Below are 20256 nucleotides of genomic sequence, written 5' to 3' on the forward strand. Positions count from 1 at the left end.
AATTGTTGAATAAAGCGCTAAAGGTAATGGAAAAAAATGAAGATGAAGTGGAAACGACGATCCTGAAGGGAATGCAGTGGATCCTCCGCTTCATCTTGATCTCATTCATGATCCTCAGTATTCCCTTGTTCCTCTATCTCATGTGGATGATTCCTTCTTTATGATTCGTGGCTTGAGTGGGACTTGAGCTGTTCCAGGACATGATCCATCTTGCTCTTATAAACAGGGTCATTGAATAATTCATAGAGAAGCTTGTAGTCATTATAGTGATCCAATAGTTGATCGATCCAGTTCGGCTTCTGACCCGTCGGGGAAGGGAGCTTTTTCGTTTTCATCCCCTTCTTCGCCGGAAAGACAAACCCATATTTCTTGATGAATGCCTCGGCCTGACCTTCATCGGCCACGAGGGTGATTTCGTTTTCATCCGCTTCCAGCCATTCTCCGTCTGTGACCCTCATCAGCTCATAGATGACGTCTTCCCATGCATCATCTTTATAGCGCCAGATTTCAGTGCGAAAGCCCACAATTTTGAACAGGTCTTCGTCATATCCCTTCACGACCACCAGATCGCCGAATAGGAATTTGTATTCGATATCGATCTGTTCCTGTTCGAATATATATCCATCATACGATTCAAGGAGTTCGAGTGCGGATTCCTTGAACAGTCCTTCACTCTCATTTACTTCGTAGAGGAATTCCCCGTCGATTTTCTTAATATCGGTTATCTTTCCGACTGTCCCATATATGGTCACGACCACCGTTTCACCAACCCTGAACCTGGGATCTTTTCGCTTTTTCATTCTCCCCTCACCCTAATCGACTTTTTTATATGATATGCAGGGACCCTTGTATCGGTAAACAAGATTTACGTTTCAACAACAGATCGCAGAGTTGAAGAAAGGCCGGGAAATGACAGCAGTCCCCGGCCTTTTGGTTATTTACAGCGCGTTTACGCTTATGAAAATGTGCGGATGCCTGCCCTCAGGCTTTTTCATCCTGCAGATACATCTCCCACGCACGGTCGAAGATGACCATGCTGTCGAGATAATGGCCGTTGAATTCCAGGTAGGAACTGATTTCATCGTATTCCCCGGAGTGTTTCGGAAACGCATGATCATCGTAGGCAGCATTGGCAAATGCTGTGAGATCATCCTTTGCAGAGGGTTGCCTATGCTTCATCAGGTAGTGGTAAAATGATTTTCTCACTGGCCTTCACCTATCCTTCAATTCGTTTCCTAAAAGGATAGCCGATGATATTCCGTTCGTAAAGGGAAAGGTTTCGGACCCGGTGCTAAAACCGGAAGTAATTCTTTTTTAAGAATCTGGGCATCTGCAGCAATTCATCAAAACGTACAGCTTTTGGAATCGTCTTGGTGTCCATGAGCATGAGCTGATCTTCGATGTCCATGATGACCTCTTCCTCCTGATATTCCATGCCGCACGACCGGCAAAGGATACCAGGGACCTCATGGATTTCAATCGATCTTGTACCGTCGGGAAGTTCCCAATAGACGGTCGTCACGGAATCTGTCACATTGCCGGCGCACCATTCACACGTCTTTCCATCTTCGGTCATTTTTCATTCCCCTCCTTAGGGGGAGACTGGTTTTCCATTTTGGATAGCATCGCCTGGTGCTTCTTCTCCTTCAGTTGATCCCGCTTGTCTCTGAAATTCTTCAGGGAATGATGATCAGGGTTCTCTTCATATGCCTTTCTGCGTTCAAGGCGTTTCAGACCTGATGGCGTAAGGGATGCGTGGGTATCGTGCATGAGCCCTGCAATGCCGATGGTAGGCTCCTTCAGTTCCTCATCATGATAGATTCCCTTAAAGTACTCGTCTGCCCTCCCAGCTACATAGCCTTCCGGTTCAGGATAGGTGGAAATGACACCCTCGAAGTTCCTCACCACTACTTTCGATGCACTCTGGGAAATCAGATAGTTCGGTTGAAGGGAGATCTTCCCTCCTCCTCCCGGTGCATCGAGGACGAAGGTCGGCACCGCGTATCCCGACGTATGCCCCCTTAGCCCCTCGATGATCTCCAGCCCTTTGGAAACAGGGGCACGGAAATGCCCGATTCCCTCGGAAAGGTCACACTGATAGATATAGTATGGGCGCACCCTGATCTTCACCAGGTCATGCATGAGCTTCTTCATGATCGGAACGCTGTCATTGATGCCGGCCAGGATGACTGCCTGATTACCGACCGGTACCCCTGCATCTGCAAGCATCTCGCACGCCTTCTTCGATTCCTCAGTGATTTCAATCGACGTATTGAAGTGGGTATTCAGCCACACCGGATGATACTTCTTCAGGATGGAACATAGATTCTCAGTGATCCGCTGCGGGAATACCACGGGCGCACGCGTTCCGATCCGGATGATCTCGACATGGGGGATCTCCCTCAGGTTCTTCAGGATGTATTCAAGGATCTGGTCATTGATGAGAAGCCCATCCCCGCCGGATAGCAAAACATCCCGTACGGCAGGGGTATTCCTGATATAGTCGATCGCTGCATCGAGCTGCTTTTTGGGCACACCCATTCCGATCTGTCCGGAAAACCTCCTTCTCGTGCAGTAGCGGCAATACATGGAACATTGATTGGTCACGAGGAATAGAACACGATCCGGATAGCGGTGGGTGAGTCCCGGCACAGGAGAATCTTCATCTTCATGAAGAGGGTCCTCCAGGTCATATCTCGTTTTGTTGATTTCCTGTCCGATCGGCACCGATTGCATGCGGATTGGACAGCGCGGATCATCCTCATTCATGAGCCAGGCGTAGTAAGGGGTGATATTCAGCGGGATCGTCTTAGTCGAAATCTTGACTCCCTCTTCTTCTTCAGGAGTCAGATTGACCACCTTTTTCAAATCATCAAGGGTCCTGATCGTATTGGTAAGCTGCCAAAGCCAATTCGACCATTGGTCCTCCGTGACATCTTTCCATAAATCGATTTCCTTCCAATGCCTCTTAGGGGAATACAGATTCATTTTCAAATAAAACACCCGCTTTGCTCAAAATTAAACCTGAACGCCATCAACGGCTCAGGTCTTTTTCCCAAATATTCATGTCTTCCATTTTGTCGAAGATGATGCAATTATTCGCCAATCGCCCCGTATACCTATAGCCGAGCTGCCAAAACGCCGCATTCATACCGGGTGAAAGGGATCTGGCGATCGTATAGGAACAGAAAATCTTTCTCTCCACGAGCTCACGTTCAAGGCGGAGCAGCAGATGCTTCATGTGTCCGCCCTTTCTGTGCGAGGGACTCGTTGCGCAGTCGGTCAGCTCTGCATTGCCGAACGTAAGGTTTACTTCTGCCGACGCTGCACTGATGATGGCCCCGTTTTCTTCGATGCATACAAAGATTGTCCCATTTTCCATCGAGTGTCGGATATAGCTGGGATCATGGAGAGGAACCGGATACACCTCAAATACAGCACGGTATAGGTCAGCAAGCTGATCAGCGTGGCTCTCCCCACAAACCTTGATCTCCGGTTCCGGTGAAACCGCCCCCCCTTTCTTTTTCATGATCGCCTGGAGAATGTCATCCTCCTTTTTCCAGTAAGAACTGTTACGCCGTTCGTCCGTCAGGAACTTGCTCATCCAGATCGCTTCGCTTCCGTTGAAATAAGCAGATAATCTTCCTTCTATCACGTATCCCTCTTCCGTCAGGCAACCACACTGACTCTTCTTCGCTTTGACAATGATTTTTTCATACGCCCCCGATCGGCACTCTTCCTCCACATATCGGATGAGCTGGTCGACACTGCCGTTGATTTCATCGATCCGCATCCGGCGATTCGGGAGATCTTTATAGATGGATGCCTTTCCGTGTGTCAGGGTGATGGTTTCATATGTTTGCATAGCAGCCTCCCCTTTTTACCAACATATGAATGGTCCCGGAGGGTTATGAAGTCTTCTTACAAGACCTTTACCCATAAATAGACAGGTCATGATGAATTTTACTTTTTATTTTGAATTTTTTGTTTTTTTATTTTGACAGATAGCGACAACCGCTTATATTACCTTCCGTCATACGGGCTGATTGCACCATTCAACGATGAATCCAGCCAGGATCTCTGCCGACTTGAATACACTCTCAAGCTCAATGGATTCATCTGCGTCATGGGCAAGTTCCGTCGTCCCGGGTCCAAACACAGCCACCGGTATCCCGGCCCCTTTGGATAGGATCCCCCCGTCGGTTCCCCAAGGGGAAGCTTCGATGACCGGCCGGACCGAGCACACCTTCTGGAACTCTTCCGAAAGCGTTTGAATCAATGAATGGCCGGGCTCAAGACTTCCAGGCTGCCATCTGCCACCGAACCACTCGATCTCCACAGGGTGATGATCGAACCACTCATCGATCTTCTTCAGATCTCCAAGCGCATCGATCAATTCGTCCTCTACCGATTCCATATCCTCCCATGGTCCGACGCCGATCCTTCCTTCAATGATGGCCACATCCGGGACACTTGATGGCCATTCACCGCTGGAAATCTTCCCGATATTAATGGGCAGGGGAATCGGAATCTTATCATACAGCGGGTCATCCACACGATCGTTTCGATCCCTTTCCAGTTCATGGAGCCTCTGGATGACGGTGACCGCATTGTCGATCGCACTCACCCCTTCATACCTTGTGCCGCCATGGGCCGACTTCCCCTTCACCTTCAACCTGAACCACATGGAGCCCTGCTGCTTCGGAAAGATCTTCATATTCGTGGGTTCCGGGATGATGGCGCCATCAGCTACATACCCCCTCTGAAGGGCCGCAAGTGTCCCTGCGCCCCGCTCTCTTCTTCGATGACGCTCTGAAAGATCACCGACCCCTTCAATGGAATCGCGAGGCTTTGGACCGCTTCGATGGCCAGAAGAAGGGACGCTGTGCCTCCTTTCATATCGGTGGAGCCGCGTCCATATAAGCGCCCGTTCTCCACCTTTCCACTATAGGGATCATCACTCCAGTCCTTTTTGTCCCCCGCAGGCACAACATCGATATGGCCGTTTAAGATCAGGCTTTTCCCTCCCCCGTCCCCTTCAGGACTCCCACGACATTGGGGTTGCCTGTAAAGTGTTCACGGTCGCATCGATAAAAGGGATGGCACTCCACTTCCGTTCGATCAATCTCCCATATATCCAGGTCCATTCCGAGCTTCCGGCATTTCTCAATGATCACTGCCTGTGCTCCCGCTTCATTTCCCCTGATGCTGTCCTCCTGAACCAGACGTTGAAGAAACGCAATGGTTTCTTTCCTTCGTTCCGCTATGGCCTGTGCAATATGATGTCGCTGCACGGTCATCCCCTCCTTATCCTTCCAAGAACAACACATTCGGATCTACGGAAAAGTCTGCTTCTGTCGATGAGCGGATGTCTTCGATGGAAAAAGGCTTGAAGATCTCCTTCAGTACCATCTCTCCGTTCTCAAATCGGAATACCGCCTGATCCGTGATGATCATGGAGACGCACTCCTTCGCTGTTAATGGGAGTGTACATTCCCGCAGGATCTTGGGCCCACCGAATTTATCCGTGTGGGTCATGACGACGATGACCCTGCGGGCGCACGCTGCGAGCTCCGTCGCTCCTCCCATCCCAGGGACCTTCTTCCCAGGGATGATCCAATTCGCCAAATCGCCCTTCCCGCTCACCTGCAGGGAGCCGAGTATCGTCAAATCGATGAGTCCCCTCCGGATCATGGCAAACGCCACCGCGCTGTCTGTGAATGCCCCTCCCTTCACCAGGGTGACGGGGTACCCCCCTGCATTACAGAGGGTTGGATCCTCACGACCTTTTTCAGGTGCTTCCCCGATCCCTATGATCCCGTTTTCCGATTGAAAGAGGACCGGAAATCCTCCTGGAAGAAAATCTGGTACCAGACTCGGGATCCCGATTCCGAGATTGACGACCGTATTTTCTTCTACTTCCTGAGCTGCCCTCCTTGCCAGGCGCTCTTTCAAACCGTTTCCCACACCCATCTCCAATCGACTCCTTCCGACGGTACAATGTAGTCGACAAATACACCTGATGTCACGACTTCTTCAGGATCCAATTCACCGAAGGGAACAATCTGCTCCGCTTCAACGATGGTGATATCAGAAGCCATGGCAACGACGGGGTTCGTGTTCCTCGCACTCTTATCAAAGATGAGATTACCGAATGTGTCTGCCGCTTTTGCCATGACGATCCCCACTTCCGCCGTCAGGGCCGTTTCAATCAGACATTTCTCCCCATTCAGCAGAACGGTCTGCTTCCCCTGATGCAGGTAGGGGTCGTCATAACCGATCCTGGTGACAATCGCCTGAATCCCGACTCCGCCTGCCCGGATGCGCTCGGCAAGGATCCCCTGGGGCGAAAACTCTACTTCGAGCTCGCCATCCCCCATCATCTTTCCTGCAATCGGATTCGATCCGATATGGGAGGCAATCACCTTCTTCACCCGCTTTGCCGCCACCAGCTGTCCGATGCCGATATGTGGGAACCCTGTATCATTCCCGATGATGGTGAGATCCTTCACTCCCCATGTCAGCACATGCTTGACGATGGTCGGTGGTGTCCCGATTCCGCCGAATCCACCAAACATCAGGTGCATTCCGTCCCTGAAGAGCGGCTTTATCTCTTCAAAACCCGATAGCTTGCTTTTAAGAACGCCCATCCTTCCTACTCCTTCCATTCTGCCGCAGACTCCCTCAACGCCGCTTTCAACCGCAGGCAGATTTCCTCCAGGTCCCCCTTTGAGCTGTTAAGGGGGGGAGCGATCATGATGGCGGACCCACTCCTTCCGTCGACGCCTGCTGCGGCAGGATATAGAAGGATCCCATTTTGGATCCCCTTCTTGACAATCAGGGATGTGAATGAACTCCCAGCCCCCTCCACCATTTCTAGTCCGATGAGGAGGCCCTTCCCACGGACCTCCTCGATAAACGGGAATTCGCCTTTGAGCTTTTCAAGGAGATTGCGCATATACGTTCCTTTTGATTGGACTTGTGAAATGATGTCCTCTTTATCAATCAATTTCAGTACTGCAAGGGCTGCTGCTGCGGATAGAGGATTGCCGCTGAATGTGTGACCGCTCATGACGACCTTCGACCCGCTGAGAACGGGATTCATTACCCGGTCAGAGACGAGTGTGGCCGCAATGGGAGCATACCCGGCACTCAACCCCTTCCCGATTGTGACGATATCTGCTTCCACCCCGGATTGCTCAAGCGTCAGAAACGTACCCGTCCGTCCACATCCGGTCATGACTTCATCGGAAATGTAGAGGATATCGTGGTGATCACAGATTTCCCGGATCCTCTTCTCATATCCCTTCGGAGGAACAATCGCGCCCCCTGCAGCACCGATGACGGGCTCAGCAACAAAGGCGGCGATTTGATCACTTCCGATACGGCGGATCATGGTATCGAGTTGGTCTGCACAGAATAATCCGCAAGAGGGATATTCTTTACCGAAAGGACAGCGAAGGCAATACGGGGGCTCCACCGTCGGCCAGTCCCCTAGATGACTGTCGAAACGTTCCCGCCTGACAGGATGACCGGACGCAGACAGCGCACCCATCGTGATGCCATGGTAGCTCAACCATCGTGATAGAATACGAGTCTTCGAGGATCTACCCTGCTCCTGCCAATGCTGAATCGCAATCTTGATCGCCGTCTCTACTGCTTCCGATCCACTGTTGACAAAGAAACTCCAGGCATACCCCGTCTTTTCATATAAGAATGCCGCCAGCTCCTCGGCAGGCTGATTGCTGAACTGCGAGCGATAGACGAACGCTACCTTATTTCCCTGCTGGACGATCGACTGCAGGATATCTTCCATCCCGTGACCCAGATTCGCGGTAACGGCCCCTGAACACGCATCAATATATTCTTGTCCACTATCATCATACAAATAGATCCCTTTCCCATAATCGATCGTCGGATAATATTCACCGATAAGCGGCTTGATCAAATGTGAACGAAGCATAGCGTCCCTCCTGAACGGATAATAATCTCTCTTTGTTCGATCTGGTTGGAGGCGATACATCAACCATCGATCCGGTAAATCCACGATTATTCAGCAGGATTTCAGCGGACACCATGTGTTGATAAGTGAAGTCCTTCTCCACTATATTTATGTTGAGATCTTGGAATCTTTCGTCTTCCTTAAAAAAACTTTGATTTCGTCCGAATCCCCCGCGCAGGATAATAGTCCCGAAAAATTCTCCCTTTTTCGACAATTTGATGGATTGACCACTAGATTAATCCTATGTATACAGTTAAAATAATGGTAAGTTCAACCTGTCATACTACTTTTTTCTTATATAAGGAGGGGGAAACGGTGAAGAAAAAAATAAAACACCGAGATAAAAAGAAAGAAAAAGAGAAAAAGGGAAAGAAAAGCCCTTACTTTCGATCCATTCGCGGAAAAGTCGTCTTATCATTCAGCGTTCTTGCTGTCATCATATGGGTCCTAGCCTATACTTCCTATCTGAACACAACCAAGCTTGAAGCCGAAATGGACAAACTGATTGAATCGGACATGGCCATAGATGCCAAATCAAAGGATCTGTCCCGGCTGCTCAATGAAATCGAGATCGGTGAACAAGGTTATGTGATTACGGGTGCGAGCGGGTTCCTTGCTCCGTATGATAATGGAAAAAAACAAGTGAATGAGAATTTGGCAGAGTTAAAGAAGCTACTGAAAGACAACCCTGATCAAATGAGCAAGCTCGATAAAATCGACAAGCAGTACTCTTTCTGGATCCAATTCGTCGACCGGGTGATTGATAAAAGGGAAACAGCTGGCTTTAAAGAAGCCGCAGCCCTCGTGGAAACCGGAACCGGTAAGAAGTACATAGACGGGATCCGCTCCTATGTGGATATGATCACGGAGACCCAGGAGAAAGATCTTGGAAAACGGATGGATTCCCTCAACACGCTGGTGATGAATTCCAAGATCATCACGGGGAGCCTGTCCTTGTTGGCCATCATCCTCATCGTCATCTTCAGCCTATGGTTGTCGAGGACGATCCTGAAGAATACACGTAAAATCAGTGAATCCATCCTTGAAATCGCCGATGCCGGTGGAGACTTGACGAAGCGCATCCACGTCAAGAGCCGCGATGAGCTTGGCGGCCTCGCAGAGGATACGAATAAGCTGATTGCAGGCATTTCCGTCCTCGTCCGCCAGGTGACTGAAATGGCTGAAAACGTGTCGGCAAGCTCCCAGGAACTGCTTGCTTCTGCAGAGGAAACTTCTCACACGATCTCATCCATTGCTGAAACGTCAAGTGAAATTGCGGCAGGCAGTGAAGACACCACCTCCCGTATGTCTGCTTCACTGCAAAAGATGAATAGCCTTGAAGAAGCTTCCCGCTTCCTGTTCCAGCAGGCGGAGCAAGTGAAGTCCACTGCGATCGGGATGAAGAATGCAGCCGAAAAAGGCGGGGAATCCGTCCGTGAATCCTCTGAGAAGATGCAGGGAATCGAAGAAACAATGGCGCACACAACCCGGACCGTCGAGGCCCTCGGAAAACGTTCATCTGAAATATCCGCCATCATTGCAACCATCACGGATATTTCAGAACAAACCAATCTCCTTGCACTGAATGCCGCCATTGAAGCCGCTCGTGCAGGAGAGCACGGACGCGGATTCGCCGTGGTGGCCGATGAAGTACGAAAGCTTGCTGAACAATCAAGGGATGCAGCAAAAGGTGTGACGGGAATCGTCCACAGCATCCAAGAGGAAGTTGATCTCATCATTGACCAGAATGCCGAAGGGGTGAAAGAAGTCATCGCTGGAGTGGAAACAACCAATTTGACCAACTCTGCTCTCAAGGATATCCTCAAGCACACTGAGAGAACTTCTGCCGTGGTAGAAGAAATGGTAGGACATATCCATGAAACGCTGAACCTTTCTCAGGAAGTGGCTTCATCCTTTGCCGCCGTAAACGAAATCAGTGAGTCCACGGCCGCCAATACCGAAACAACAGCGGCCGCGGCCGAAGAAGGTTCCGCTGCTATGGAACAAGTGACGGCAAGTGCCTCAGAGCTCTCAAAGCAAGCGGAGGCACTAAAAGGGATCATCTCGAACTTCAAGATTTGAGAAGCCACCACCGACCGGGTAGACCAGAGAAAAGATCAACACAACACAAAAACCACGCCTGGAGTTCCAAGCGTGGTTTTTGTATGTGCAAAGGTGTATTCATGCCTCCCATCCATAGGACGGTAAATTTCTTCCCCTGGATCCAGCGGGAGCTTCTGTTTGTTTTATCAATCCCCGCAGTAGCAAACGGCTCCAATAATGATCAATAAAATGAAAAGGACGACAATCAGGGCAAATCCGCCTGAATAGCCACCTGTCGGATAGCCATAGCCATACCCGCCCTGGTAACATGGGTCACAACCGTATCCATAATTCACGTAAACCACTCCTTAAGGTTAAGTGATTGAATCATATTTCTATACACTGTATGTCAATCACCCACAAAAGGTTTGTGTTTTTCCCCAAAAGAAAAGAGGACCGGCTACGGTAGCCCGGTCCCCTCACATCATTTTGCAGAAATCTCCAGGATTTCTCCGCTTCCTGCCTCTACCTTGGCTCCGTCCTTTTTCACAAGCTCGCCCATATCGTCCCCATTAGTCAAAATGACCGGAGTGATGGTGCTCTTGGCCTTTTCTTCCACCAGGCCGACGTCAAACGTAATTAGAGGGTCGCCCGCTTTCACCTTGGCACCTTCAGACACATGGGCCTCGAACCCCTCTCCTTTCATGGAGACAGTTTCAAGACCGATATGGATGAGCAGTTCCGCTCCGTTTGCTGCTTTGATCCCGACTGCGTGCTTGGTTGGGAAAAGCTGCATGATTTCTCCGTCTACCGGGGAAACCACTTTTCCATTATCGGGTACGATTGCGATCCCGTCCCCCATCATTTTCTGAGAGAACACTGGATCCGGTACTTCTTCCAGTGATTTGATTGTCCCCGACAAAGGAGCAACGACCGAGATTGTTTTAGGGCTTTCTTCTTTTTTACCGAATAATTTTTTAAACATATCATTCACCATCCTACTGTATATTTACACCTATGTACTCCGCCATAAACCTGGCGGATTGCTCTTCGATTCAATCAAAGAGCTTTTTAAATTCCCCGTAGCCTTCTTCTTCAAGTTTCTCCAGCGGGATGAACCTGAGAGCGGCCGAATTGATGCAGTAACGGAGACCGGCCGGACCAGGACCGTCATCAAAGACATGCCCGAGATGGGAATCGGCTTCTTTGGACCGGACCTCTGTCCGTACCATAAAATGACTCCTGTCTTGTTTTTCGACGATGTCTTCCTTTTGGATCGGTTTTGTGAAGCTGGGCCATCCGCAGCCAGCGTCGTATTTATCCCGTGAGCTGAAAAGGGCTTCACCGGACACGACATCCACATAGATACCATCAGAGAAGTGGTCCCAATACTCATTCCTGAATGGAGGCTCGGTTCCATTGTTTTGTGTCACTTCATACTGTTCTGCTGTGAGTTTATTTTTTAGCTCTTCTTTACTCATCCTTCATCCCTCCAATGATGCTGAATGAATCCGGCGCGGCCGGATCCTATGCTGTATTGACGATAGTGTGTGGGATTCTTTTTATAGTAATCCTGGTGATATTCCTCTGCTGGGTAGAACTCGGATGCAGGGAGGATCTTGGTTGCGATCGGCTGACTGAATCGCCCCGAAGCAGCGAGTGCCTGCTTTGAAGCCTCCGCAGCCTCCTTCTGGCTGTCATCATGATAAAAGATGACGGTCTGATACGATTGCCCCCGATCATGGAACTGCCCTCCGGGATCAGTCGGATCGATCTGCTGCCAGTAGAGCTCCAGCAACTTTTCATATGGGAATACATCGGGATCATATTCGATCTGCACTGCTTCATAATGTCCGGTTGTCTCAGAGCATACCTGACGGTAAGTCGGATTCTTGACATGCCCTCCCGTATAACCGGATGTGATGCCGTAAATACCAGGCTGTTCATCGAATGGTTTGACCATGCACCAGAAACATCCCCCGGCGAAGGTCGCCCATTTTTTCTTCTTATCACCCGTCATGATCAACACCCTTTTCTTTTCGTGATTTCATACTGTAAGTGTACCCCAAATGCATTGAAAAGTTAAACAATCCGCCTTCCGGGACTTCGTACCGAGGTAATGTCCGGAAGATTCGATGAACCCGGCCTGTAAAGTAAAAAGTCCCTTTAAAGAGGGTGTTCGCACACCTCGTATTTAAAAGGGACCAGACCGTTATCATGAGTAAACCCTGTACCGGCTCTTCTCTTTCCCGATCATTGGTATTTCATCATCCGGTCAATGAGGAAGGTGGCGCTGCTTCAGTTTTTCCGCTTCTTGCTCATGCTCTTCCATTTTTTCCTCTCGAGGGACTCGAGGCGCTTATTCCCCCGCCTTTCCATGTAGGCGATTTCCCGCTGCAGCTTTTCATAGTGAAGATATCGATCCTCACTCAACACCCCTTCCTCGATGGCGAGTCTGATGGCACAGCCTGGTTCACCACCGTGTGAGCAGTCATTGAAACGGCAGGAGCGTGCGAGCTCCTCCACGTCGTTGAACTGGGTGGACAGACCTTCGCTTCCGTGGAGGATCTGTATCTCCCTCATGCCTGGCGTATCGATAAGCGCCGCTCCCGAATCGAGGAGGAAGAGCTCCCGATGGGTCGTGGTATGCCTTCCTTTATCATCCGAATGCCTGACTTCCTTCGTTTTCTGCAGGCTTTCTTGAAGGAGTTCATTTGTCAGGGTGGATTTTCCCACTCCGGAAGAGCCCGTCAAGGCTACGGTCTTACCAGGGGTAAGATACGGATACAGCGCCTCCAACCCTGTCCGGTCCAGAGAACTGATGGCCATGACGGGCACCCCAAGAAGCGCAGCCTCCACTTCAGAAACCCGTTCAACCGCATCGGGGCAGACGTCGGCCTTCGTCAGGATCACAACGGGGGTTGCACCGCTCTCCCAGCACAGGATGACGTATCGCTCGATGCGATGAAGATTAAGATCGTCATTCAATGAGCTCAGAATGAAGACCGTGTCAATATTCGCAGCAATGATTTGCTCCTCTGCCTCATTCCCCGCCATTTTCCGTGAGAACTTGCTCTTCCTGGGAAGGACACGCTCGATGATTGCCTCATCCTTCCTGATTGCCACCCAGTCACCGACTGCTGGAAGATCTTCGCGGGAGTCTGATTGGAACCTCATCTTTCCTGTGACCTGACACAGTAATCCTTCTTCCACGTCAGTCATCACTTTATAGAATCCTTTTTGTTCCGTGACCACCCGTGCCACTTCCATATGTTCTTCAAGATAGGGGGCATATTCCTCCCTGGCACTGCTGAAAATGATTGATTTATATTGATTCAATGGTATTTCCTCCCTAAAATAAAAAATCCATCCGCGTTCATCACGCAGACGGATTCTCCTTCAGGCAGAATGATCCCTGTTAATCCCGTTAGAGCACGGAAGCGTGATGAATGTGGTGTTTGTATCGGTATGTGTGGTTGAATGCTTCAGTCGTGAATCCCATATTCATCACCTGCTCTCTTTTGTCGTTATTCAAATTATATCATCATTATTCCGAAGTGCAAGAATATTTTCACCGTTTGGGCGATTGTGCATATTCTATCCTGTCAAGTCTGTACGAAGGAGAGATGTCTTCATGAGCCAAGAACAATATTTGAATAAAGCCGCGATGTATGATCTTTTGTCCTGCTACTACAAATATTCCAATCCGAATATGCACCATCATTATTATCTGAAACACCTTAAATATATGAGGCTTGCCCTGGAAGCCCAGAGAGCCGATCTGACGACGGCTGCCCAACCGAGCTATGTCCGGGTATTCCACGGAGTACCGGATGCCGGTGAGGTCGATGTTTATGTCAATGGTCACCGCGTCCTGCGGAAACTCGCATTCAAGGATGTCAGCGACTACCTCACCCTGCCGGGGGGCAAATACCATATTGATGTGTATCCGACAGGAACCAGTACAGAAACGATCATCAGCAAAAAGGTAAAAGTCGATCCGGGTAAGGCATACACGTTGGCAGCAGCAGGAACCACGAAAAAGCTGCAGCTCCTTCCGTATGTGGATGAACCTGGTGTCCCTGCCGGTGAAACGAAAGTGAAATTCATCCACCTTTCACCGGATGCCCCTGCCGTTGACATCGCGGTCAAAGGAAGAGATGTCATCTTCCCGAATGTCTCCTTTAAGCAGGCAACGGAATACCTGGGATTGACTCCGATGACCGTCGACCTCGAAGTCAGGCCGGCAGGATCAAAGGACGTTGTCCTGTCCATCCCTGATGTCAAATTCGAGGCGAATCAGGCCTATACGATCATTGCAGCGGGCTTCGCAGGCGGCGAGCCTGCCCTGGAAGCTGTGCTCATCAACGGATAAATAAGAAAGAAGGCAGCCGGAAGGCTGCCTTCTTTTAGTTTTGCAGGGCGCGATCAACGGGAACGAGCAATCGGAAGGAGATACGGTCATCCTTCAAATTGAACTCATTGGCGCGCACCTTGATGTCGCTCTTCAGCTCCATATCCTGAAGGGCCACGTAGATTTCTTCATCATTTGGTCGAATCTTCACCCACTCGGGGAAATTATAGGAGTCCCTTACGATTTTAAGCACGTAGGAGACCGGTAATTTGAGTTTACCCAGTGAGATGGATTTCTGCTTCAGCAGGATATCCCCATTCTCTAGGGCTTCCGGTTCGAATGTCAATTTAAAATCCAGATTCGAGGTGAACACCGGTACGGAACCGATGAGTTCGACATCATCTTTCAGCTGTACCCCGTAATCAACCGGGCCATCCATGCCCTCTTCTTCAATATAATGCTCGATGATCAGGTTCAGATCCTCTTTGTCTGTCTGGATATTGAATCCGACATCATTGTTCTCATCAGGATTCCCTTTAGGGACCGGGTCGTCCTTGATCGGTGCAGACACCATGATCAGGAGGACGATGATCACTGCCAACATCAGCCCGGCTAAAGCAAAGAACCCCACTTTCCATTTGCTCTTCATGGCGACTCCTCTTCCTATTGATTTTTCTCTTTACGCGTCAACGAAGCTAATGTTTCCCCCTTCGTCATCCTTTTAAACATGCGCTCTGCAATGAGCTCATACCCATCGTCATTCGGATGGAAATAATCCTCGAACAGCAATTCATCCCCGGCATCGATGAAGAGATCGTCAATCTCGACGAACAGGGAACGATCATAGTCATCCAGCACCTCACGACTTCCTTCATTCCAGCTATCAATGATTTCTTCCACCTCTTCAATATCGGAGAACCAGGTGTTGAAAGGGTTATATAGCCCGACAAGGACGATTCCGGCATCTGGATTATATTCCCTGATCGTATCAAGGATTTCTTTCAGGCGTTCCTGATAGGCAATTTGCTCCTGTTGAAAGACATCAAGCTTCAGCTTGGAAAGATTCTGCTTGAAGATCTTCATGACATCATTGCCTCCGATCGTGATCATGACCACGTCGGATTTTTCAATGGATGATTTCACTTCTTCGGTTTTGATCTTTTTCAACAATTGATCCGTCCGATTTCCCCTGATGCCATAATTATGGAACTCGGCATCCTTCACACCATCGGTGGATTCAAGAAGCTTCTCAAGATAAGGAACATATCCCCCGCTGTTGGTACTGTCTCCAACCCCCTGGGTCAGGGAATCCCCGACAGAGGTGACATTCATATTCTTCGGAATGAACGCTTCTGGAGGCTGGTCTTTTTCCCAGTCGGAAACCTGCCTCGAAACATGCTTCGCCGCATCTTCTATGGAACACCCCGATAAGAAAAATACAAAAGCGAGAATGAGGACACCCCATTTTTTCATCATATTCACCTCGCCTTTCCTTTATATATAGTATATCACTCTTCATTCAGACCGAAACATGATCCAGACGTTTTGAAGTTACTAGTGTATCAGATAAAGAGGCATCCCGGCAATAAGTCCCTGTCCCGACCAGAAGGTGAAGGCGCATACAATCCAACTTCCGATTTGTGACAAAACGTTCAACATTCTATGACTATTGTATGTATGGCACTCTGATAAATGAATGTTACAATTCAATTACATACGATAGAGGAGGAGGTTTTTAAATTGAAGCAACGTCAAGTGTTTATCTCTTTTTTCATGGTGATGACGCTCCTCATCGCCGGATGTTCCGAAGAGGAAAAAACAACAGAGGAGCATGATCACGAAAGCCATGCAGTCATGAATGAGGACATCCAGGAAGAAACCTCATCACCGGAGATCCTCCCTTCATTCCTTGACGGGAAAGAGGATACAATGAAGACGATTTATGCGGCATCGGCTCAGCATCAGGAACTTCTTGAATACATACCGTGCTACTGCGGATGCGGTGATTCTGCCGGACATAAAAGCAATTTCAACTGCTTTGTCCAACAGAAGAATGGCGAGAAGACCACATGGGATGACCATGGGACCCGCTGTGGGGTATGCCTGGAAATTGCGGCCGAATCCATCGTCGAATATAACAAGGGCAAGTCCATCAAGGAGATTCGCAAGACCATCGATGAGAAGTACAATGAGGGCTATGCGAAGCCGACGCCTACCCCGATGCCTTCCTGATTGCAAAAAAGGACGAAAGCCTGGGCTTTCGTCCCTTTTTGATCAATCCGTATAATAAGTGAAGCCGATTGCCCCGATCCCCGTGTGGGTGCTGATGATCGGTGTGGTGACGCCGATATCGAATTGATCATATCCGGTCTTTTCGGCAATTTTTAATTTAAGGTTCTGGGCAAGGGCCAATCCATCGGCATGACAGAGCCCGACACCTTTGATCGTTTTGCCCTTCACATCCTCCATGAACTGTTGCACAAGGAATTTCACGACCTGGGTGTGACTCCTGACTTTTGCGACGGGAGTATATTCTCCGCCTGCAAGGGAAGCAATCGGCTTGATGTTCAGCAGGGAGCCGATCATGGCTTTCCCCTTTCCGATACGCCCACCCTTGACGAGGTTCTCGAGCGTGTCCACTACCACATAAAGCTGTGTCTTCTCCCGGATTTCCGTAATGGCCTCCAGGATGTCCTCCACACCTTTTCCTTCTTTGGCAAGCCTCGCCGCCTCGATCACCTGAAAACCGAGTCCCCGCGAAATGAACCGGGAGTCGACAACCGTTACATCCGTCTCGGTAATTTCGGCAGCGGACTCAGCGGACCGGACCGTTCCACTCATGCCGCCCGTCATATGGATGGAAATCACTTTCGATCCATCTTTCCCGAGCTCGTCATATAGCTCTGCGAATACCCCTGCTGAAGGCTGTGAGCTTTTAGGAAGTTCATCCGATGCTTTCATCTTTTCCAGGAACATTTCAGGTGAAAGATCCACTCTATCTAAATAGGTTTCCCCTTCGATGAAGATCGAAAGTGGAACCACATGTATATCCAAGTCCCCGATCATGTCTTCCGATAAGTCTGCTGTTGAATCAGTTACAATTTTGATTTTCTCCATGTTAGCCACATCCTATCTTCCTTATCCCTCTCATTATAGCGTGCTTTGTTTGAGATTTAAATAGATGAAAAGGATTTCACCGTTTCTACACAAAACGGGCTTCCATGACTTCGCCGCGAATCACCCGGCCACATACGAATAAAGTGCCACTGCAAAGCTCTATAGCTAAGCAGCGGCACCCTACCCGGTCAAGCGTTGTTCTTCAGCTCTTCTGATTGATAAATCTTTTCGAATTCCGACCATTTCAACGTTCTCTTCAAGTATTCCCTGAAACTGTAGGTCCCTGGTCCCTGCTTATGCAGGCTGCCCAGATAAAGCCGCAGCCTCATATTCACTGTGAACCAGTGGGGGTGATCATTTCTCATGACCGGGATCCCGTGGACCTTAATCTTCTGTCCATACTTTGTTTTGAACTCAATGGTTTTTGTCAGCAAAGTATCAATCCTCTTTTATGCCCGTCTGTACTCCTATTATACCTCAATTCCCACTGCAGAATATGTCAAAACCTACACTGGTAAAAAATTTATCTCCCCATCCCTTTAATGTGATAAAGTTTGCATTCGCTCCCCAAGAGATTTATCATGGAGGGACAATCCCATTCAGAAAGGATGTTTTTGATTGACCTATGATTTCGATTTTTCAAACTGGAAGGAAGAGATAGCCAACGCCATCACCCATGGAATCGGCTTGATTATGAGTATCCCAGCGCTCATCATGCTGGTTGTTTTCGCCGTGGATAAAGGTTCGGCTTGGCACGTGGTCAGCTTCTCCATATTTGGTGCATCCATGATCCTTCTCTATCTCTTCTCCACTCTCCTTCACAGCTTTAAACCCTCTAAGGCAAAGAATGTTTTCGCTGTCCTGGATCATTCAGCCATCTATGTGCTCATCGCCGGCACTTACACACCCCTTATGCTCGTGAGCGTGAGAAGTGCCCTTGGTTGGACATTATTCGGGATTGTATGGGGGCTTGCCATCGTCGGAATCATCTTCAAGTGTTACTTCGTGGACCGATTTCAAATCGTATCGACCCTCTTCTACCTTGTCATGGGGTGGCTCGTGCTTGCGGCCATCAAGCCTCTTTATGCAAGTCTCACTCCTGCGGGATTTGATCTGTTGCTTACGGGCGGTATCCTCTATTCTGTCGGAGCCGTCTTCTACGTGTGGAAGAAGATTCCTTACAATCATGCCATTTGGCATCTGTTCGTACTGGCAGGCAGCAGCTTCATGTACTTCTGCATCCTGTTCTACGTATGAGTGCACTGCAAAAAAAGCAGTCAGCCCACAATTGGGGCTGACTGCTTTTTTCATTTACGTATGAAGATCTTGAACTCATAATCATAGGGATTTTTTTCGTCTTTCAATCCCTTTTCCGATTCTACAAGGGTGAAATCATCCCAAGGGACTTCTGCCATATGGGTATCACCTTCGAAGGCGTGGTGGATCGTGGTCACATAGAGTTTATCCGCATAGGGCAGGAACTGCTCGTACACGTTGCTTCCACCGATGATGAACGTCTCCCCCTGCTTTTTATCAGCAAATGCCAAGACCTCTTCCACGTGATGGAAGACCGTGCATTCATCATGGGTGAAAGAAGCATTCCTCGTCAGGATCACATTCTCCCTTCCAGGCAGCGGCTTGCCGAACGATTCGAATGTCTTCCTTCCCATCACCACCGGATGACCCAGTGTCGTCCGTTTGAAGAACTTAAGATCTTCCGGTATGCGCCAAGGCAGGGCATTGTCCTTGCCGATCAACCCGTTTTCATCCATTGCCCAGATAAATGAAATCATACAGACACGACTCCTTTGATATGGGGATGCGGATCATACCCGCTCAAGGTGAAATCTTCAAACCGGAATCCGAAGATATCCTTCACGTCAGGATTGATCTCGAGCTTCGGAAGAGGACGTGGCTCCCTTGTCAGCTGCAGGTTCACCTGTTCCACATGGTTCTGATAGATATGAACATCGCCGAATGTATGCACGAATTCACCCGGTTCGAGATCGCATACCTGAGCCACCATCATGGTAAGGAGGGCATACGATGCAATGTTGAACGGGACACCGAGGAAGACATCGGCAGACCGCTGGTAGAGCTGACAGGACAGCTTGCCATCCGAGATGTAGAATTGGAACAAACAATGGCACGGCGGTAGGGCCATGGAATCTACATCTGCTACGTTCCAAGCACTGACGATCATTCGTCTGGAGTCTGGATTATTCTTGATGGTGGTGATGAGGTTTTTAATCTGATCGATCGTTTTCCCATCTTTTCCAGGCCAAGATCTCCACTGATGGCCATAGACCGGTCCAAGCTCGCCGTTTTCATCGGCCCACTCATTCCAGATCCTTACCCCGTTGTCCTGCAGATATTTCACATTGGTATCCCCATTCAGGAACCAGAGAAGTTCATGGATGATCGATTTGACGTGAAGCTTCTTCGTTGTAACGAGAGGAAACCCTTCCTGAAGATCGAATCTCATCTGATAGCCGAAGGTACTGATCGTACCCGTACCAGTCCTGTCCCCTTTTTCCGTACCATTATCAAGTACATGCCTGCATAAATCTAAATATTGTTTCATCTGTGATCACCTTCATATCTTATTGATTGGCCTTCGTCATCTTGACCGGTCCATAGCTGCAAAAGACTATTTTACCAGAAAGAACGAGAATATCATATGATGACGATCAGCGACACTTTATCAATAGTGTACATGATTGCTCTTCCCCCCACAATG

Annotated in this window: 23 protein-coding genes and 2 pseudogenes; 5 read left to right on the forward strand and 20 right to left on the reverse strand. The window is 49.1% G+C overall.

From position 1 onward, the window contains the following. Nucleotides 1-26 precede the first annotated feature (26 nt). On the forward strand, nucleotides 27-164 hold the full coding sequence (locus D5E69_RS12940) for a hypothetical protein (protein WP_156489349.1): 138 nt from the start codon (nucleotides 27-29) through the stop codon (nucleotides 162-164). Here D5E69_RS12940 and D5E69_RS12945 read toward each other — a convergent pair. The 9 genes and pseudogenes from D5E69_RS12945 to D5E69_RS12985 form a co-directional block, all read right to left on the reverse strand. Next, on the reverse strand, nucleotides 159-800 hold the full coding sequence (locus tag D5E69_RS12945) for a hypothetical protein (RefSeq protein WP_048005801.1): 642 nt from the start codon (nucleotides 798-800) through the stop codon (nucleotides 159-161). The two genes, D5E69_RS12940 and D5E69_RS12945, sit on opposite strands and share 6 nt — an antisense overlap. 181 nt (nucleotides 801-981) lie before the next feature. After that, a complete protein-coding gene (locus D5E69_RS12950) occupies nucleotides 982-1206 on the reverse strand; it encodes a YozE family protein (RefSeq protein WP_079516241.1) in 225 nt (74 codons plus the stop codon). A gap of 85 nt (nucleotides 1207-1291) precedes the next feature. After that, entirely contained in the window at nucleotides 1292-1576 is a 285-nt protein-coding gene (locus D5E69_RS12955) for a YokU family protein (RefSeq protein ID WP_048005802.1), read from the reverse strand. Next, nucleotides 1573-2988 carry a lysine 2,3-aminomutase gene (kamA, locus tag D5E69_RS12960; protein ID WP_048014115.1) on the reverse strand — a complete coding sequence of 472 codons (1416 nt, stop codon included), beginning with the start codon at nucleotides 2986-2988 and terminating at the stop codon, nucleotides 1573-1575. Before kamA ends, D5E69_RS12955 begins: the two co-directional genes overlap by 4 nt. Before the next feature lie 46 nt (nucleotides 2989-3034). Then, the gene (ablB, locus tag D5E69_RS12965; protein WP_048014114.1) at nucleotides 3035-3865 is read right to left on the reverse strand and encodes a putative beta-lysine N-acetyltransferase; all 831 of its coding nucleotides are present in this window, start codon (nucleotides 3863-3865) and stop codon (nucleotides 3035-3037) included. A gap of 168 nt (nucleotides 3866-4033) precedes the next feature. Continuing rightward, nucleotides 4034-5300, reverse strand: a pseudogene (locus tag D5E69_RS23975) (peptidase). 7 nt (nucleotides 5301-5307) lie between these two features. Beyond that, nucleotides 5308-5973, reverse strand: a complete 666-nt coding sequence (locus D5E69_RS12975; protein WP_048005806.1) for a 3-oxoacid CoA-transferase subunit B — start codon at nucleotides 5971-5973, stop codon at nucleotides 5308-5310. Further along, a complete protein-coding gene (locus D5E69_RS12980) occupies nucleotides 5952-6650 on the reverse strand; it encodes a CoA transferase subunit A (protein ID WP_159129760.1) in 699 nt (232 codons plus the stop codon). The genes D5E69_RS12975 and D5E69_RS12980 overlap by 22 nt, the downstream gene beginning before the upstream one ends. A 5-nt stretch (nucleotides 6651-6655) precedes the next feature. After that, complete coding sequence (locus D5E69_RS12985; protein ID WP_159129761.1) at nucleotides 6656-7963, reverse strand: aspartate aminotransferase family protein; 1308 nt, start codon at nucleotides 7961-7963, stop codon at nucleotides 6656-6658. 354 nt (nucleotides 7964-8317) lie between these two features. Between D5E69_RS12985 and D5E69_RS12990 the strand changes: the two genes are divergently transcribed. Further along, nucleotides 8318-10084: a methyl-accepting chemotaxis protein gene (locus tag D5E69_RS12990; protein WP_159129762.1), complete on the forward strand. Its 1767-nt coding sequence runs from the start codon at nucleotides 8318-8320 to the stop codon at nucleotides 10082-10084. A gap of 167 nt (nucleotides 10085-10251) precedes the next feature. On the opposite strand, the pseudogene D5E69_RS23665 reads toward D5E69_RS12990, so the two are convergent. From D5E69_RS23665 to rsgA, 5 genes and pseudogenes are all read right to left on the reverse strand, one after another. After that, nucleotides 10252-10341: pseudogene (locus tag D5E69_RS23665) on the reverse strand (YjcZ family sporulation protein); the annotation flags it as partial. A 188-nt stretch (nucleotides 10342-10529) separates the two neighbouring features. Next, nucleotides 10530-11030, reverse strand: coding sequence for a PTS sugar transporter subunit IIA (locus D5E69_RS13000; protein WP_159129763.1), 501 nt, complete (start codon nucleotides 11028-11030; stop codon nucleotides 10530-10532). A 70-nt stretch (nucleotides 11031-11100) separates the two neighbouring features. Then, nucleotides 11101-11526, reverse strand: coding sequence for a peptide-methionine (R)-S-oxide reductase MsrB (gene msrB, locus D5E69_RS13005; protein ID WP_048005810.1), 426 nt, complete (start codon nucleotides 11524-11526; stop codon nucleotides 11101-11103). Beyond that, nucleotides 11523-12065 carry a peptide-methionine (S)-S-oxide reductase MsrA gene (gene msrA / locus D5E69_RS13010; protein WP_048006363.1) on the reverse strand — a complete coding sequence of 181 codons (543 nt, stop codon included), beginning with the start codon at nucleotides 12063-12065 and terminating at the stop codon, nucleotides 11523-11525. Before msrA ends, msrB begins: the two co-directional genes overlap by 4 nt. Nucleotides 12066-12343: 278 nt before the next feature. Next, on the reverse strand, nucleotides 12344-13384 hold the full coding sequence (gene rsgA, locus D5E69_RS13015) for a ribosome small subunit-dependent GTPase A (protein ID WP_231579099.1): 1041 nt from the start codon (nucleotides 13382-13384) through the stop codon (nucleotides 12344-12346). A gap of 295 nt (nucleotides 13385-13679) precedes the next feature. Between rsgA and D5E69_RS13020 the strand changes: the two genes are divergently transcribed. Next, nucleotides 13680-14420: a DUF4397 domain-containing protein gene (locus D5E69_RS13020; protein WP_048005812.1), complete on the forward strand. Its 741-nt coding sequence runs from the start codon at nucleotides 13680-13682 to the stop codon at nucleotides 14418-14420. 34 nt (nucleotides 14421-14454) lie between these two features. Here the strand turns inward: D5E69_RS13020 and D5E69_RS13025 are convergent, their stop codons facing one another. Further along, nucleotides 14455-15048, reverse strand: coding sequence for a YpmS family protein (locus tag D5E69_RS13025; RefSeq protein WP_048005813.1), 594 nt, complete (start codon nucleotides 15046-15048; stop codon nucleotides 14455-14457). A gap of 14 nt (nucleotides 15049-15062) precedes the next feature. Beyond that, a complete protein-coding gene (locus tag D5E69_RS13030) occupies nucleotides 15063-15875 on the reverse strand; it encodes an SGNH/GDSL hydrolase family protein (RefSeq protein WP_249931490.1) in 813 nt (270 codons plus the stop codon). A 297-nt stretch (nucleotides 15876-16172) separates the two neighbouring features. Here D5E69_RS13030 and D5E69_RS13035 point away from each other — a divergent pair, with 297 nt between their 5' ends. Further along, nucleotides 16173-16631 (forward strand): PCYCGC motif-containing (lipo)protein, encoded by a 459-nt coding sequence (locus tag D5E69_RS13035; RefSeq protein ID WP_148795746.1) that lies wholly within the window; start codon nucleotides 16173-16175, stop codon nucleotides 16629-16631. Between the two features lie 42 nt (nucleotides 16632-16673). Here D5E69_RS13035 and D5E69_RS13040 read toward each other — a convergent pair whose 3' ends face one another. Continuing rightward, complete coding sequence (locus D5E69_RS13040; protein ID WP_063191615.1) at nucleotides 16674-17516, reverse strand: DegV family protein; 843 nt, start codon at nucleotides 17514-17516, stop codon at nucleotides 16674-16676. 188 nt (nucleotides 17517-17704) lie between these two features. Further along, a complete protein-coding gene (locus tag D5E69_RS13045; RefSeq protein ID WP_048005817.1) occupies nucleotides 17705-17950 on the reverse strand; it encodes a DUF2535 family protein in 246 nt (81 codons plus the stop codon). A 184-nt stretch (nucleotides 17951-18134) separates the two neighbouring features. On the opposite strand from D5E69_RS13045, the gene trhA reads away from it, so the two are divergent. Next, nucleotides 18135-18773, forward strand: coding sequence for a PAQR family membrane homeostasis protein TrhA (trhA, locus tag D5E69_RS13050; protein ID WP_048005818.1), 639 nt, complete (start codon nucleotides 18135-18137; stop codon nucleotides 18771-18773). A gap of 50 nt (nucleotides 18774-18823) precedes the next feature. On the opposite strand, the gene D5E69_RS13055 is transcribed toward trhA, so the two are convergent. Both D5E69_RS13055 and D5E69_RS13060 read right to left on the reverse strand, forming a co-directional pair. Next, on the reverse strand, nucleotides 18824-19309 hold the full coding sequence (locus D5E69_RS13055; protein ID WP_048014950.1) for a dihydrofolate reductase: 486 nt from the start codon (nucleotides 19307-19309) through the stop codon (nucleotides 18824-18826). Then, nucleotides 19306-20100, reverse strand: a complete 795-nt coding sequence (locus D5E69_RS13060; RefSeq protein WP_159129764.1) for a thymidylate synthase — start codon at nucleotides 20098-20100, stop codon at nucleotides 19306-19308. The genes D5E69_RS13055 and D5E69_RS13060 overlap by 4 nt, the downstream gene beginning before the upstream one ends. Between the last annotated feature and the right edge of the window lie 156 nt (nucleotides 20101-20256).

The sequence above is a fragment of the Rossellomorea marisflavi genome (assembly GCF_009806575.1).
Classification (GTDB): Bacteria; Bacillota; Bacilli; order Bacillales; family Bacillaceae_B; genus Rossellomorea; species Rossellomorea marisflavi_A.